The following is a 14,369-nucleotide window of genomic DNA, read 5'->3' as shown; positions in this document are numbered from 1 at the left end:
ACATTCAATATTGATCGAGGCAATCTGGAATGTGGAGAAGGATTGATGTCCACATTCGAACGATATCTGACTGCCTGGGTGGCTCTGTGCATCGTCGCAGGTGTTGCGTTGGGACATTTCTTTCCGACAGTGTTTCACACCATAGGTTCTGCCGAAGTCGCGAGGGTCAACATACCGGTCGCCATTCTCATCTGGCTCATGATCATCCCAATGTTGCTGAAGATCGATTTCAGCGCATTGAGACAGGTCACTGAGCACTGGCGTGGCATCGGCGTCACCCTCTTTATCAATTGGGCCATCAAACCATTCTCTATGGCGCTTCTCGGTTGGCTATTTATCGGCTGGCTGTTTCGCCCTTATCTGCCTGTCGATCAGATCGACTCTTACATTGCTGGGCTGATTATTCTGGCGGCCGCCCCTTGCACTGCAATGGTGTTTGTCTGGTCCAACCTGACCAAGGGAGAACCGCATTTCACGCTGTCGCAGGTCGCACTGAACGATGCGATCATGGTTGTGGCATTTGCCCCTATCGTCGGGCTCCTACTCGGACTGTCGGCAATTAAGGTCCCGTGGGATACGCTCGTTTTGTCGGTTGTCCTCTATATCGTCATTCCGGTGATTATCGCGCAAATCCTACGCAGAAGCATTCTCGCCAGCGGTGGACAACGAGCTTTCGATGCCGGGCTCAGAACGCTACAGCCGCTTTCCCTGATTGCGCTTTTGGCGACACTCGTTTTGCTATTCGGGTTTCAAGGAGAGCAGATAATCACACAGCCCATGATCATTGCGATCCTGGCTGTTCCGATCCTCATCCAGGTCTATTTCAACTCTGGCCTCGCCTATCTGTTGAATCGAATTTCAGGTGAGCAACATTGCGTCGCCGGTCCCTCGGCTTTGATTGGTGCTTCAAACTTCTTCGAACTGGCAGTAGCAGCCGCGATCAGCCTGTTCGGCTTCTCATCTGGCGCGGCGCTCGCAACAGTGGTTGGCGTTCTTGTTGAAGTGCCAGTCATGCTCTCTGTTGTCTGGATCGTGAACCGCTCCAAGGGCTGGTACGAACGCGGTGCCAATCAAAAGCCAGTCACCGAAACAGGAAAACTCTGATGTCAGTTACGATCTATCACAATCCGAACTGTGGCACGTCTCGCAACACATTGGCCTTGATCCGTGCCAGCGGCGAAGAGCCTGTCGTCATTGAATATGTGCAAAATCCGCCTTCGCGAGAACGATTGGTCGAACTGCTCACTGCAATGCAGATGGCGCCTCGCCAACTCCTTCGCGAGAAAGGCATACCATATGCTGAATTGGGATTGTCCGATCCAAACTGTGCCGTCCATCAGAACTGGTTCTCGACATTCTGGAAAACCCGGTGTCGTCATTCACCAAAGAGGACGGAGAAGTCATCACCTATGAAAGAACGTCGCGCTGACATGGACCTGCCGAACCTCGATCAGAATTCGTTCGCTTTGCCCGATCTAGATGCGCTTCGAGCCAATTTCCCAACGCATAAGCCTCGTATCCTTTTACTCTACGGCTCCCTTCGTGATCGTTCTTATAGTCGGTTTTTGACGCTGGAAGCGCAACGACTTCTGGATGCGATGGGTGCTGAAACGCGTGTCTTTCACGCCAATGGTCTTCCTTTGCCTGACGACGGTTCAGCAGAGCATCCGAAGGTTCAGGAATTGCGTGAGGCAATGCTTTGGTCAGAAGGGCAAGTCTGGACCAGTCCAGAACGTCATGGAGCCATGAGCGCCGTCATGAAATCGCAGATCGACTGGATTCCTTTGCCGGGTGGAGCAATTCGTCCGACGCAGGGCCGAACTTTGGCATTGATGCAAGTTTCAGGCGGATCGCAGAGCTTCAACGCCGTCAATCAGATGCGCATTCTTGGGCGCTGGATGCGAATGATCACCATTCCAAACCAGTCATCCGTCGCAAAGGCGTGGCAGGAATTTGACGACGCTGGACGGATGAAACCTTCATCGTTCTATGATCGCGTGGTCGATGTGATGGAAGAACTAATGAAGTTTACACTTCTGACGCGTGGCATCTCCGATCATCTCACAGACCGTTATAGCGAGCGCAAGGAAGAAGCTGCCAAACTCGAAAAGCGTGTTTCGTTGAAATCAATATGAGCGCTGAACGGCTTCCCATTGCGGCCATTGCCGGTCTCGGACTGACCCAGAATGTCGGTTACGGCACTTTATATTATTCCTTCAGCATTCTCGCGCCGTCCATGGCGCGGGACTTCTCCGTTTCCAACGAATGGATTTTCGGAGCGCTGTCAGTTGCCCTGTTAGCAGGGGGCTTTCTGGCTCCCTGGTTAGGTAAATGGATTGATCGCTACGGCGCAGGTCGCATGATGACGATAGGATCGATACTGGCCGCCGTCTCTCTCGTACTATGTTCGCTTTCTCCAAATGCTTTGGTGTTTGCAGGTGCGCTGACGATCATCGAAATCGCCGCAAACCTCGTCCAATATGGAGCAGCCTTTGCATTATTGGTGCAATTAGCGCCAAATGTTGCCCAGCGTAGTATCACCTATCTGACACTGATTGCAGGCTTTGCCTCGACAATTTTCTGGCCCATTACAACAACCCTTCAACATTGGCTCACCTGGCAACAGACCTATTTGCTGTTCGCTTGCCTCCATTTGTTTCTCTGCGTGCCGGTACACCTTTTGCTCTCGCGCTCTATTGCAAAGCGTGGTCGGAAGCGATCAACGAATGGAATAGTCACAACCGCCTTTTCAGGTGATCTGCCTGCCCATCAACGGCGCAGAGGTTTCGTACTTATTCTCGTGGCATTCTCTACGCAGGCTCTCGTTGCAGCGGCCATTCTGGTCCATATGGTGCCGTTGTTGGGCGCGCTCGGTCTTGCAGGTTCTGCAGCTTTTATTGGCGCGATATTCGGACCTTCTCAGGTAGCCAGCCGCCTGATCAACATGCTCGGCGGCAAGAGCCTCGCTCCGATCAGTCTGGCAATAATCTCTGCCTCCTTGATGGGGCTAGCCCTCATTTTTCTGCTATTCGGAGCTCCATCCATTATTGCGACGATGATGTTTGGCTGTCTTTTTGGCTTCGGAAACGGTCTCTTCAGTATTGTCTCCGGAACGTTACCGTTGTCACTATTCGGCAGTGATGGCTACGGTGCCATGCAAGGCAAGATCACGTCAGCCAGACTAATCATTTCGGCCACTGCCCCATTCGCGATGGCTTCCGGTATAGCGAATTTTGGTGCGAGCTGGAGTCTCACTATTTTGGCTCTTTCTGCCGCTTTAGGCGTCGCAATGCTCATAAGATTGAGGTTGCTTCGTTAATGTCAGCTTACAAGCAAACGCAATTAGCAGACAAACGACGGCAATGAAGGCGCATTTCTGCCGAAGCCGCAATCGGCCTAATGCAGACTTAGCGCTTTGAGCCTCAAGAGATGATCCGAAACGAGCGTACTGAGACCACTAGTTATTTCGATCTACGAATGCCTGTCTGATTGCCGGAACCATCCGAGCGAACCCAAGTGCTGCCAAAGCTGTGCCAAAAATTGCATTTATGAAGTTCGGTTTTGCCTTCATACCGTCGCGCATGGTTGCGCTTCAAAGTCCTCAAAGCGGTTGTTTAGAGACGACCGTAGCGGCGACCGACCGCCCTCTGGATGAACAGCGTCAACCTCCTGCCACATGGCGAGGCCGTCCAGCGTCAACAAACCATACTCCAACGCGTCGAAACCGACGACCGCCTGGCGACGTTAGCCGCTTGGGCGGGGTTAGTCGGAGAGATAAATTGTGAACGGGTGAGCGGAGGCGATTCCTCCTTCCCCGCAGTTTATATGTTCCGATTGGTCAAGCGAGAAACCGTTGTGGACAAGGCTCAGCGGTGAGCCACCACAGTGTTGTGGCGGCCCAAGGAGAAAACGCATTACCTTAAACGATAAGGGTTTCTCCGTCGCCAGGAGTGCGCAACTTGTCGGCGAACCCGTTGGCACGGGCGAAAGCCCGAAGGTCAGCCCGGCTCACAGTGCAGTGGTTCACTGCTTCCATATGGCTGCCGATCAGGAGGGTTTCAGGGGCAGCCTTGTGAACTGAAAGTACGTCTTGCGTTCCCATGATAATGCCGCCCTCAATTCCAACGATCATTGCATACCCGGTGTTCAAGATCGCCACGTCCGGTCGATGGACATTCAGAGCAGCTGCAACGCCCTCGTGCCAGATCGTATCGCCAGCGAGGTAGACGGTCTTCGCGCCTGCTTGCTTGAGCACGACACCGCACGCTTGGCCGAGAGGCTTGCCGATCTTGGCGTAGTGCGCGTCGGTCCCGTGACGTCCACCCGTCTTGATCAGTTCCACTCCATTGAAGTTGAACGTGTCCGAAAGGACCCGTACATTGGAGAAGCCCTGTCCGCGGATGGTTGAAGCATCCGCGTCGTTCTGTGCGAAAATCGGCAGTGTTTTTGGCAGAACTTTGCGCGCTTCCTCATCCCAATGATCTTCGTGCAAATGCGTGACGATCACCGCGTCCACGTCAATGATCTCTTCCTTCGTCATAGGAAGATGCACGAGTGGATTGCGCTCCTCGCTGTTCACTGAGCCTGGAAAGCCAGGCCAAGTGTGACGATCCGAAAGCATCGGATCGACTAAAAAGCGAACACCGCCATAAACGAATTGAAGCGTTGCGTTGCGTATCTGCGTGATTTTCACGCTGCTCTGCAGCGTGGCCGCAACGTGCGCGCTTGCCGGAATAGCACTGGCGACAAGCGCAGCGCCCGATAAGGCAAAAAGCTCTCTGCATGTGGTCATGGAAAGAATTCTCCATAACAGGTTATCAACGAGCAAGGAAAGAGTCGGTGGAGATCACTTCGCCATAGCCAAAGGAAAGCGCTGCCATCAGAGCCGCGTGCACCTGCGCTGCCGGAGTGGTGACACCGTCGAAGTTCAGATCAAGCGTTGCGCAAGCATCGTGGATCGTCGTGGTCTTGTAACCCATATCATTGGCCGCACGCACCGTCGCATCGACGCACATATGGCTCATCGCGCCGACGACAACGACATCCTCGACGCCGTTTTCTTTGAGCAGATCGTTCAACCCGGTTTCGCGGAAGGAGTTGGGGAAGTGCTTGGTGATGACGGTCTCATCATCCTTCGGCAGTACAGCTTGATTAATTTTGGCACCGTTGCTACCAGGCACGAAGAATGGCGCCCCGGACATCTCGTGGCGAATGCTTATGACCAGATCACCTTTTGCACGGGCATAGTCCATGACGCGGGCAGCATTGGTGGCCGCGACGGCGATGCCATGGAGCGGGAGATTACCCGAAGGCCAATATTCATTTTGAAGATCAACGACCAGAATAGCTCGTTTCGACATATCGAAGGTCCTTTCGGAGTTTGTTGCTGGTTGCGCTGAATATCGTTTCAGGTGAGTGTTGTCGCAATTGGCGAAAACGACATAATCAAGGGCAATATCGACAATGAATCCTGTACGAATAGGAATTCTGCTTTACCCTGGCGCGCAGATATCGGCGGTGCTGGGGCTGACCGATCTGTTCAAGGTTGCTGGCTGGTCGGCCGATGACGCCGAGCACGCCACCCCGCGTTTGCTGGTGCGGCATTTGCGGATTGAGGGCAACGAAGTGCCTGTAGTTGTGTTCGACAGCGATCCCGATGCAACCGGTGAAGATATAGGCCCTTGCGACGTGCTGATCCTGCCACCTTCGTTGGAGACACCAATATCAGCTGAGACTGCCGCACCGCTTGCACGCTGGCTGCGCGCACGTCATGACCAGGGTTCGGTCCTGGCTTCCGTCTGCACTGGGGCGTTCCTTCTGGCGGAAACCGGGCTTCTCGTCGGACGAACGATCACAACCCACTGGGGTTCTGCCGATGCCTTCCGCAATCGCTTCCCTGATGTGGCGCTCGATACAGATCGGCTGATTATCGACGGTAGCGATATCATTTCGGTGGGCGGACTAATGGCGTGGACCGATCTCGGCCTGAAACTGGTTGAGCGTTTTCTTGGTCCAGTGGTGATGGCACAGACCGCACGTATGCTATTGATTGATCCACCGGGACGAGAGCAACGCTATTACAGCGGGTTCTCACCCCGGCTGACTCATGGTGACGTAGCAATCATCAAGGCACAGCATTTTCTTCAGGCAAATGGAGGCAAAGAGGCACGGCTTGCGATCCTGGCCGAACAGGCAGGATTGGAGGAACGCACCTTCTTGCGTCGCTTCCAGAAGGCCACAGGCATGACCGCGACCGACTATGCCCAACGCCTTCGGGTCGCCAAGGCCCAGGAACTACTGCAGTTCAACTACTCCCCCATTGAACGCATCGCGTGGGAGGTCGGGTATTCCGACCCCGGCGCGTTTAGCAAAATCTTCGTTCGGATTGTTGGATTGTCACCGGGAGAGTATCGCCAGCGATTCCGAGCCTGATCATTAGCAAAAGCAGAACGTAAAAAACTCGGTGGCATCATAAGGACTTCCGCAACCCAAGGCTGATTACTGCCAGTAAACTTCAAGCAGCACGAATACCCTACCTAACTTTGACATCAGATAATTCTTCCGCTCGCGTTCGCATTAATGCCGCTGAAATACGACGTTCATGTCTGCGCCAGCAACGTCTCATGATAGTTCCAGAACTCGTCAATGAAACGTTGAGCCAGACTGTTGTCCGGGCCGTTACTACGGCGGATGACCAGAAACCCTGCGTCGACGAAGCTTGTAAATGGCCGGATCGCTACACCGCGCCCGCGAAAATCCGTTGCGGAAGACGGGTCAATGATTGTTATGCCAACGCCTTCGGCAACGAGGGTCAGCGCCGTGTGCGATAGACGGGTCTCAATAGTGGCAGATCGTGGAATACGCGCGAGCGCAACTTCCACCCGCATGGCAAAAAGAGACCCCGGTTCGAGCGTGATCATACGTTCATTGGCGAGATCATCCGGCGAAACATCAGCGTATTCTGCGAGCCGGTGTCCCAACGGGACGGCGACGACCGCTGGAATCTCACGAGTTTCGATATTAAAACCGGGTCTGTCGAGCGGGCCATCGGCAAAGCCAAGATCGGCCTGCCCCGATGCGACGGCTTCGACGACCAGCGCCGAGGGAATGCCATTGAGAGAAGCATGGATGTTGGGGCGCTCCTTGAGAAAGCGGGCGAGGAAGCGCGGCATGATCCCGTTTGCAAGCGCGGGCATGGCGGCGATCCGCAGCATGCCGGCATTCTGGCGGCTGATCTCTTCGGCGAACGCCTTGATACGATTAAGCCCGACATAGGCGCGCTCGACTTCCTGCAACAGCGTCATGGCCGCTTGTGTGGGGATCAACTGGTTTCCGCGTCGGTTGAAGAGTTTCAGTTTCGTGTCGATTTCAAAATCGCGGATGAGGCGGCTCACGGCTGGTTGGGTAATCGACATCAACTCCGCCGCAGCTGTCATTTTCCCAGTCAGCATGACGGTTCGGAACGCTTCGACCTGACGCAAATTCATTGTTCACCATAATATTTAGTTATGCTCTCGGCTCAATTTCGAATTTGACTGCATTGAGCCCCGCTGTCAAACCACTTCCATAATCGTACCGGCCTCATGAACGGGCCGGACATAAAAAAGGGGACAATGCAGTTGAGTGCGGTAAGCGCATATCTGGATTTGATGGGTTTTGCCGAAGATGGCTGGGGCTTGGATATGCTCAAGGCCACAGGCATGACGCTCGCGGTAGCCTTCTGCGGCTTCGCCTCAGGTGCGATGTTCGGCATTGTCGCCGCTGCCGCTTCCTTTTCCTCGCAGCGCATGCTCAGAATTGTGGCCGACGGTTATTCGACGGTGCTACGCGGCATTCCCGATCTTCTGGTCATTTATCTGTTCTATTTTGGCAGCAGTGCCGTGTTGACCCAGATAGGAGCGTTGTTCGGTGGGCAGGGTTTCGTCAGTGCGCCTATTTTCATCATCGGTGCTCTGGCCATCGGTGTAGTTTCGGGCGCTTATCAGGCCGAAGTCTATCGAGGCGCGGTACTTGCGCTCCCCAGAGGCGAGATCGAGGCTGCCAAAGCCTACGGCATGCCACCCCATTTGCTGTTTCGCCGTATCATGATCCCGCAGGCGGCACGCTTCGCCATTCCAGGTATTGGTAATGTCTGGCAACTCGTATTGAAGGAATCCGCGCTAATTTCGGTCGTTGGACTGGTTGAACTGATGCGGCAGGCGCAAATCGGTGCCGGATCCACACGCAAGCCATTCACATTCTTTCTGACCGCCGCGTTGCTTTATCTTGTAATCACATTTGCATCGGGCCTGTTGTTCAAGACGGCCGAAAAGCGTGCCATGCGCGGCATCCGGAGGGCGGTATGAGCTTTCTCGATCTCCCGTTCATGTTCGACAGTTTCGTTCAGCTCTGTGGCGGTATTCCGCTGACACTTCAATTGATGGCGTTGTCCGTTATCAGTGGCGCCGTACTGGCAACGATCCTGGCCACCATGCGTCTGTCGGGCAACCTGATAGTGGACCTCATTGCACGAGGTTACATCTTCGTATTTCGCGGTACACCGTTGCTCGTCCAACTCTACATCATTTATTACGGTCTCAGCCAGTTTCCGGAACTGCGCAAAAGCTTTCTCTGGCCATTTCTGCGCGAGCCGTATTGGTGCGCAGTATTGGCTCTAGCGCTCAATACAGCTGCCTATAGCGCCGAAATCATTCGTGGTGGCGTTTTGTCAGTTGCCACCAGACAGATTGAAGCCGCGCGTGCTTATGGCATGAGCGGTTTCACCCTTGTCCGTCGAATTCTGGCTCCACAGGCCTTGCGGCAGATGCTGCCCGCTTATTCGAACGAAGTCATCTTGATGGTAAAGTCCACTGCGCTTGCATCGACCATCACCATGATGGAAGTGACGGGGTTGGCGGCCAAGCTGATTTCCGCCACCTATCGCCCTGTCGAAGTCTTCATCTGCGCAGGCGCGATTTATCTCCTCTTAAATTTCGCGGTCACCAGGATCTTCAAATTGCTGGAATACCGCTTGTCTGCGGCCCAACGTCAGCCCGTCATCGTGCATGCTGCCGGAGAAAACTCATGATGCAAAGTTTCGAAATGCCTGCGGTCGAGATCAAAAAACTCGAAAAGTGCTATGGCGCGCACAAGGTTCTGCATTCCGTTTCATTGCAGGCCCACCAGGGTGAAGTCATTTCCATTCTGGGAGCATCTGGTTCCGGCAAATCCACGCTGCTGCGCTGCATCAACATGCTGGAAGTGCCGGATGCGGGCAGCGTGGCTATTCACGGCGAGGCATACAAGCTCGACCAACAGCCAGGACGCGCTCCTCGTCCAGCCGATGCGAAGCAGGTTCAGCGGCTGCGCGGTCAGGCAACGATGGTGTTTCAGTCGTTCAATCTGTGGTCCCACCTCACCATACTGGAAAATCTGATCGAAGCGCCTGTGCATGTGCAGAAGCGAAACCGGTCGGAGTGCCTTGCCGAGGCTGAAGCACTGCTGGAACGTGTCGGCATTGCCGACAAGCGCAACTTCTATCCCGCGCATCTTTCCGGCGGCCAGCAGCAACGCGCGGCGATTGCCCGCGCATTAGCGATGCGGCCGAAGATCATGTTGTTCGACGAGCCGACCTCTGCGCTCGACCCCGAGCTGGTGGCCGAGGTGCTGAAGGTCATGCGCGATCTGGCGGCAGAGGGGCGCACCATGCTGGTCGTGACCCACGAGATGGGCTTCGCCCGCGATGTTTCCAGCCGTGTCGTGTTTCTGCGTCAGGGCGTGATTGAAGAAGAAGGCACGCCCGACGAGGTTTTTGGCAACCCCAAAAGCGAACGTTTCCGGCAATTCATTTCCAAACAAAACGCATGAACCGATCAATCGGTTTTTTAACAGAGGTGAACATATGAAACTGAAATTTGCCCTTTCCGTCCTTGGCCTTCTCGCCGTCGCGCCGACCGCGCAGGCCGAAGACGTTGTACGCATCGCCACCGAAGGTGCTTACGCGCCATGGAATTTTTCCGGCCCGAACGGTGTACTGGAAGGCTTCGAAATCGATCTTGCCAAGGACCTTTGCGAGCGCTTGAAAGCGAAATGCGAAATCACCGCCCAGAACTGGGACGGCATCATTCCGTCGCTGACGGCTGGCAAGTATGACGCCATCATGGCGGGCATGAGCATTACGCCGAAGCGTGAGGAAGTGATCGCGTTTTCGTCGCCCTACGCGGCGGCCATCAATTCCTTCGCGGTCATGGAAGACAGCGACCTCGCCGATCTGCCGGAAGGCGGCAAGCCGCTGAATGTCGATTCCGATGCTGCCAAGCCGGTGCTCGAAGAAATAGCCAAGAAAATTGGCGGAAAGACCGTCGGTGTTCAGGGGTCGACGACCGCTTCCGCCTTCATGGAACAGTATTTCAAGGATGGTGCTGATGTGCGTGAGTACAAGACCGCCGAAGAACACAATTTCGATCTGACCAGCGGTCGCGTGGATGCAGTTGTTGCCAATGCGACGGTTCTCGCTTCGGCCCTTGAAAAGGAAGACATGAAGGGCGCGAAATTGGCTGGGCCGCTGTTTTCCGGCAAGGTCTTTGGCATGATCGGCGTTGGCCTGCGCAAGGAAGATGCTGCTCTGAAGGGGCGGTTCGATACAGCCATTCAGGCGGCGATTGCCGACGGGACTGTAACAAAGCTTTCCGAAAAATGGTTCAAGGTGGACGTAAGCCCTCAAAATTGAGCCGGGCGGGCCTGGCGCGTGTCAGGCCCATCACTAACGATGCTGTGACAATAGATTGAATTTACGAATGCGTAGATTACCCGATCAGAACGTAGTCATTATCGGAGCGGGACTGGTGGGCTCATCTATCGCTTGGGGTCTCGCCCGATCCGGTTTGCGTCCGATGCTTCTCGATGGAGAAGACCTATCTTTGCGAGCATCTCGTGCCAATTTCGCTCTTATCTGGGTGCAGGGCAAGGGTGTAGGCGCGCCACACTATGCACGTTGGACGATGCAATCTGCACGCCTGTGGCCCGCTTTTTCAGATGAGTTGCGGGATGTCACCGCCATTGATGTGGCGTTGAAACAGACGGGTGCCTTTACCTTCTGCCTCAACGAGCGTGAACTAAAAATGTTTTCCGAAGACGTCGAGACGGTGGCACAGGAGCTTGGCAATGACGCTCCCGAACATGTCGTGCTCGACCATCACGAAACAGCTAAAATGGTTCCATCTATCGGCAGGGGCGTGATCGGCTCGATCTATTCGCCGACGGATGGCGACGTCAATTCGCTACGTCTGTTTCGTGCGTTGCATACGGGCATGATGAAACTCGGCGCTTCTTACGAACCGCATCGTGAAGTCTCGTCCATCACCCCGCACGATGGCGGCTTTCTCCTAAGCGGTGCGTGGGGCGAAGTCTTCGCCGAGCGCATCATTCTGGCCGCAGGCAACGGGAATGCAGAGCTCGCCAAAACTGTCGGCCTTGATGCGCCGGTCGTGCGCAGCAAAGGTCAAATCCTTGTAACGGAGAAATGCGCACCGTTCTTCCCCTATACTGCAGCGACGCTGCGGCAGGCGGACGAAGGCGGCGTCATGATCGGCGACAGTCAGGAAAGCCATACGGCTCTGATCACTACCAACCAGGATATCAGCGCAGTTTTGGCCAATAGGGCAGTGCGGACGTTCCCGCATCTGGCCGATATCAACGTCATTCGCAGTTGGGCCGGATTTCGGGTCAAAACACTGGACGGTCTACCGATTTACGAGCAATCCGCAAGTCACCCGGGCGCGTACGTGGTCATGTGCCATTCTGGCGTCACGCTTGCAGCCAACCACGCATTGATCGTGGCGCAGGAAATAGCCGCCGATGCCAAACAACTCGCTGGCGATGCGTTCTCCGGCCGGAGGTTTCATGTCTCCTAAAATGTTCCTTAAAACTCAAGCACCGGGGGAAACCGTGACGATCACATTCGATGCGCGTACCTTGACGGTGCCTGCCAATGTAACAGTCGCCGCAGCGCTGCTTGGAGAGGGTATAAGCCGGCTCAGAAACAGCGTCGTTGGTGATCAGCCGCGAGCGCCCTATTGCCTGATGGGTATCTGTTTTGAATGTCTGGTCACCATTGATGGCGTGCAGAACCGTCAAGCCTGCATGACGCAAGTGGCACATGGAATGGTGATTTCTTCCCAGTCCGGCGCACGTCGGGTGGAGCCGTGACGACGATGCTCAAGAGAATTTCCGATATTCATGCGCTCGACGCATTCTACGATCTCGCCATTATTGGCGCCGGTCCAGCAGGCATGTCGGCTGCCGCAGAGGCAAGTGCCGCGGACGCAAGCGTAGTTCTGTTCGACGAGAACCCTGCCGCCGGTGGGCAAATTTACCGCGGCATCGAACACAATACGGCTACCCGCAGGCCATTTCTCGGTGCCGATTACTGGCGGGGTAAGGACGTATTGAATGCATTTTTCGCCAGCACTACGACCTATGTGCCAAAGGCTCTGGTATGGAGTGTGGATCCGCAGGAGGACGGCGACAGCAACAGCGTCGAGTTGCGCGTATCGGTGGGTGGCAAGAGCGGGATTGTTTCTGCACGTCGCGTGATCTTCGCAACGGGTGCAATGGAGCGCCCGATGCCAGTCAAAGGTTGGACCTTGCCGGGGGTTATGACTGTCGGAGCCGCGCAGATTGCGCTCAAGTCTTCCGGCCTTGTACCCAACGGACGCGTGGTTCTGGCAGGAACCGGACCGCTACTCTATATGTTCGCCGCGCAGCTGTTGCAGGCGGGCGGCAAGGTTGCCGCACTGCTCGACACGACGCCCGGCGCAAATTTTGCGAAAGCTGCGCCGAGCCTGCTTTCGTTCCTTTTCTCGCCCTATGCCTTGAAGGGACTGTCCCTGCTTTTGACGGTGCGCAAGTCAGTACCGGTTTATTCCGGTGTCACCGATATAGCCATTGAGGGAGAAGGCGAGGCAGAAACGATCTGCTTTTCGGCAAAGGGCAAGACGCACAGGATTCCCGTCGATAGCGTATTCCTGCATCAGGGTGTGATCCCGAATAATAATCTCGCCAATGCTTCCGGCTGCGCGCTTGTCTGGAACGACGGCCAAAAATGTTTTCAACCGCAACTCGACGGCAATGGCCGTTCGTCTGTTGCAGCCATCTATATTGCCGGTGACGGCAGCGGTATCGGTGGTGCATTGGTTGCCGAACAGAGCGGGCGCATTGCTGCGCTCGCGGCCTGTCGGGATATCTTTCCGGAATTGGCCGCCTCGTTGAAATCGAAAATCGCAAAGCTGCATGCGCAAGCCCGGCGCTTCGAACGCGGCCGCGCCTTCATCAATGCGCTTTATATGCCTGCACATCCGTTTCGCGCACCGGCGGATCGAGACACGATTGTCTGCCGTTGCGAAGAAGTGAATGCAGGCGCAATCCGCGACGCAGCAGCCTGCAATATTGCCGGGCCCAACCAGCTTAAAACCATGTTCCGCTGCGGCATGGGTCCTTGTCAGGGACGCTTGTGCAGTTCCACTGTCACGGAAATCCTGGCCGAGGTCCAAAACCGCGCGCCGGAAACCGTCGGCTTCTATCGTCTGCGCGCCCCGGTGAAACCGGTGCCGCTCTGCGAAATCGCAGCTTTACCTCAAACCCCCGATGCTGTTTTCGCCGTTACCGGCGAGCAACCGGAAAATCCCCCAACCATCTGAAAGGATCAAACTATGGCTGAGCGTTTCATTCAGACGCCGATCATGCATCGCGTCGTCGAACACAACGGTATTGTCTATGTCGGTGGAACCACCTGTGATAACGAAAGCCTGGATATGGCTGGCCAGACCCGCGAAATCCTCGCCAAGCTCGACAGCTATTTGGCGCAGGCAGGCACGGACAAGACCAAGCTTCTGGCAGCCACCATCTTCGTTACCGACCTGAACAAGAAGCCCGAAATGGATAAGGTCTGGAAGGAATGGATCGATCCTTCGCTGCTGCCAACCCGTGCAACCGTGGGCGTTGCCGACTTAGGTGGGGATACCCTGATCGAAATCGTGATTTCCGCATATAAGTAGTCGATGTTGAAACCCCTCGTTGGGTTTTAGAGATGATGCCGTCGGCTGCAAGACAGTCGGCGGCTTTTCTCGTCCCCAGTATCTTGCCTTTACCTTCTGCAGATCCGGGAGACTAATAAGCCCCTCTGTAGCAGTGTGCCGCCGAGTACGCAAAGTTTGCTCTCCCAATTCTCATCGTGGCAAGCAATTTCATTGGCATAAGGATCAATATCTGCAATTTGCAAAGCTTAAATTGCAGCTGCTTGAGTTATTTCGGAATCTGTCTAGTTATTCAATCGCTTCGCTCAAGTAAGACTGTCTAGTTACCTAAAAGGAGAGACTGTTTCGGGAACGTGT

Annotated in this window: 15 protein-coding genes and 1 pseudogene; 13 read left to right on the top strand and 3 right to left on the bottom strand. The window is 55.1% G+C overall.

The features are described 5' to 3' along the window. Nucleotides 1–45 precede the first annotated feature (45 nt). From arsB to arsK, 4 genes and pseudogenes are all read left to right on the top strand, one after another. Complete coding sequence (gene arsB / locus CQZ93_RS15370) at nucleotides 46–1,104, top strand: ACR3 family arsenite efflux transporter (RefSeq protein WP_105543527.1); 1,059 nt, start codon at nucleotides 46–48, stop codon at nucleotides 1,102–1,104. Continuing rightward, nucleotides 1,104–1,429 (top strand): annotated as a pseudogene (locus CQZ93_RS15365) (ArsC/Spx/MgsR family protein). The gene arsB and the pseudogene CQZ93_RS15365 overlap by 1 nt, the downstream one beginning before the upstream one ends. Then, nucleotides 1,410–2,135, top strand: a complete 726-nt coding sequence (gene arsH / locus CQZ93_RS15360) for an arsenical resistance protein ArsH (RefSeq protein WP_105543526.1) — start codon at nucleotides 1,410–1,412, stop codon at nucleotides 2,133–2,135. The pseudogene CQZ93_RS15365 and the gene arsH overlap by 20 nt, the downstream one beginning before the upstream one ends. Further along, on the top strand, nucleotides 2,132–3,319 hold the full coding sequence (gene arsK, locus CQZ93_RS15355; protein WP_105543525.1) for an arsenite efflux MFS transporter ArsK: 1,188 nt from the start codon (nucleotides 2,132–2,134) through the stop codon (nucleotides 3,317–3,319). The genes arsH and arsK overlap by 4 nt, the downstream gene beginning before the upstream one ends. A gap of 600 nt (nucleotides 3,320–3,919) precedes the next feature. On the opposite strand, the gene CQZ93_RS15345 is transcribed toward arsK, so the two are convergent. Together CQZ93_RS15345 and CQZ93_RS15340 are read right to left on the bottom strand one after the other, a co-directional pair. Then, complete coding sequence (locus CQZ93_RS15345; protein ID WP_105543523.1) at nucleotides 3,920–4,792, bottom strand: MBL fold metallo-hydrolase; 873 nt, start codon at nucleotides 4,790–4,792, stop codon at nucleotides 3,920–3,922. A 25-nt stretch (nucleotides 4,793–4,817) separates the two neighbouring features. After that, nucleotides 4,818–5,360: a cysteine hydrolase family protein gene (locus tag CQZ93_RS15340; RefSeq protein ID WP_105543522.1), complete on the bottom strand. Its 543-nt coding sequence runs from the start codon at nucleotides 5,358–5,360 to the stop codon at nucleotides 4,818–4,820. 103 nt (nucleotides 5,361–5,463) lie between these two features. Here CQZ93_RS15340 and CQZ93_RS15335 point away from each other — a divergent pair, with 103 nt between their 5' ends. Beyond that, complete coding sequence (locus CQZ93_RS15335) at nucleotides 5,464–6,432, top strand: GlxA family transcriptional regulator (protein WP_105543521.1); 969 nt, start codon at nucleotides 5,464–5,466, stop codon at nucleotides 6,430–6,432. A 167-nt stretch (nucleotides 6,433–6,599) separates the two neighbouring features. Here CQZ93_RS15335 and CQZ93_RS15330 read toward each other — a convergent pair whose 3' ends face one another. Continuing rightward, a complete protein-coding gene (locus tag CQZ93_RS15330; protein ID WP_105543520.1) occupies nucleotides 6,600–7,487 on the bottom strand; it encodes a LysR substrate-binding domain-containing protein in 888 nt (295 codons plus the stop codon). Between the two features lie 162 nt (nucleotides 7,488–7,649). On the opposite strand from CQZ93_RS15330, the gene CQZ93_RS15325 reads away from it, so the two are divergent. The 8 genes from CQZ93_RS15325 (at nucleotide 7,650) to CQZ93_RS15290 (ending at nucleotide 14,033) form a co-directional block, all read left to right on the top strand. After that, nucleotides 7,650–8,345, top strand: a complete 696-nt coding sequence (locus CQZ93_RS15325; RefSeq protein ID WP_105545159.1) for an ABC transporter permease — start codon at nucleotides 7,650–7,652, stop codon at nucleotides 8,343–8,345. Beyond that, a complete protein-coding gene (locus CQZ93_RS15320; RefSeq protein WP_105543519.1) occupies nucleotides 8,342–9,067 on the top strand; it encodes an ABC transporter permease in 726 nt (241 codons plus the stop codon). The genes CQZ93_RS15325 and CQZ93_RS15320 overlap by 4 nt, the downstream gene beginning before the upstream one ends. Beyond that, complete coding sequence (locus CQZ93_RS15315) at nucleotides 9,067–9,846, top strand: ABC transporter ATP-binding protein (RefSeq protein ID WP_105545158.1); 780 nt, start codon at nucleotides 9,067–9,069, stop codon at nucleotides 9,844–9,846. The genes CQZ93_RS15320 and CQZ93_RS15315 overlap by 1 nt, the downstream gene beginning before the upstream one ends. Before the next feature lie 34 nt (nucleotides 9,847–9,880). Beyond that, nucleotides 9,881–10,708, top strand: coding sequence for a lysine/arginine/ornithine ABC transporter substrate-binding protein (locus CQZ93_RS15310; RefSeq protein WP_105543518.1), 828 nt, complete (start codon nucleotides 9,881–9,883; stop codon nucleotides 10,706–10,708). 67 nt (nucleotides 10,709–10,775) lie between these two features. Continuing rightward, entirely contained in the window at nucleotides 10,776–11,891 is a 1,116-nt protein-coding gene (locus CQZ93_RS15305) for an NAD(P)/FAD-dependent oxidoreductase (protein WP_105543517.1), read from the top strand. A 1-nt stretch (nucleotide 11,892) separates the two neighbouring features. Further along, a complete protein-coding gene (locus tag CQZ93_RS15300) occupies nucleotides 11,893–12,186 on the top strand; it encodes a (2Fe-2S)-binding protein (RefSeq protein ID WP_105543516.1) in 294 nt (97 codons plus the stop codon). A gap of 5 nt (nucleotides 12,187–12,191) precedes the next feature. Continuing rightward, nucleotides 12,192–13,676, top strand: coding sequence for an FAD/NAD(P)-dependent oxidoreductase (locus CQZ93_RS15295; protein ID WP_181153474.1), 1,485 nt, complete (start codon nucleotides 12,192–12,194; stop codon nucleotides 13,674–13,676). 12 nt (nucleotides 13,677–13,688) lie between these two features. Continuing rightward, complete coding sequence (locus CQZ93_RS15290) at nucleotides 13,689–14,033, top strand: RidA family protein (RefSeq protein ID WP_105543514.1); 345 nt, start codon at nucleotides 13,689–13,691, stop codon at nucleotides 14,031–14,033. Nucleotides 14,034–14,369 lie beyond the last annotated feature (336 nt).

Origin of the sequence: Ochrobactrum vermis, assembly GCF_002975205.1 — a bacterium.
GTDB lineage: Bacteria > Pseudomonadota > Alphaproteobacteria > Rhizobiales > Rhizobiaceae > Brucella > Brucella vermis.
The sequence above is the reverse complement of the archived record's forward strand: the minus strand, read 5'-3'. Positions and strand labels throughout refer to the sequence as shown.

Coding starts and splice junctions, on each gene's coding strand:
- CQZ93_RS15340 (WP_105543522.1), bottom strand. CDS start 5,360: ATGTCGAAACGAGCTATTCTGGTCGTTGATCTTCAAAATGAATATTGG.
- CQZ93_RS15315 (WP_105545158.1), top strand. CDS start 9,067: ATGCAAAGTTTCGAAATGCCTGCGGTCGAGATCAAAAAACTCGAAAAG.
- arsK (WP_105543525.1), top strand. CDS start 2,132: ATGAGCGCTGAACGGCTTCCCATTGCGGCCATTGCCGGTCTCGGACTG.
- CQZ93_RS15305 (WP_105543517.1), top strand. CDS start 10,776: ATGCGTAGATTACCCGATCAGAACGTAGTCATTATCGGAGCGGGACTG.
- CQZ93_RS15300 (WP_105543516.1), top strand. CDS start 11,893: ATGTTCCTTAAAACTCAAGCACCGGGGGAAACCGTGACGATCACATTC.
- arsH (WP_105543526.1), top strand. CDS start 1,410: ATGAAAGAACGTCGCGCTGACATGGACCTGCCGAACCTCGATCAGAAT.
- CQZ93_RS15290 (WP_105543514.1), top strand. CDS start 13,689: ATGGCTGAGCGTTTCATTCAGACGCCGATCATGCATCGCGTCGTCGAA.
- CQZ93_RS15345 (WP_105543523.1), bottom strand. CDS start 4,792: ATGACCACATGCAGAGAGCTTTTTGCCTTATCGGGCGCTGCGCTTGTC.
- CQZ93_RS15310 (WP_105543518.1), top strand. CDS start 9,881: ATGAAACTGAAATTTGCCCTTTCCGTCCTTGGCCTTCTCGCCGTCGCG.
- CQZ93_RS15320 (WP_105543519.1), top strand. CDS start 8,342: ATGAGCTTTCTCGATCTCCCGTTCATGTTCGACAGTTTCGTTCAGCTC.
- CQZ93_RS15295 (WP_181153474.1), top strand. CDS start 12,192: ATGCTCAAGAGAATTTCCGATATTCATGCGCTCGACGCATTCTACGAT.
- CQZ93_RS15330 (WP_105543520.1), bottom strand. CDS start 7,487: ATGAATTTGCGTCAGGTCGAAGCGTTCCGAACCGTCATGCTGACTGGG.
- CQZ93_RS15325 (WP_105545159.1), top strand. CDS start 7,650: ATGGGTTTTGCCGAAGATGGCTGGGGCTTGGATATGCTCAAGGCCACA.
- CQZ93_RS15335 (WP_105543521.1), top strand. CDS start 5,464: ATGAATCCTGTACGAATAGGAATTCTGCTTTACCCTGGCGCGCAGATA.
- arsB (WP_105543527.1), top strand. CDS start 46: ATGTCCACATTCGAACGATATCTGACTGCCTGGGTGGCTCTGTGCATC.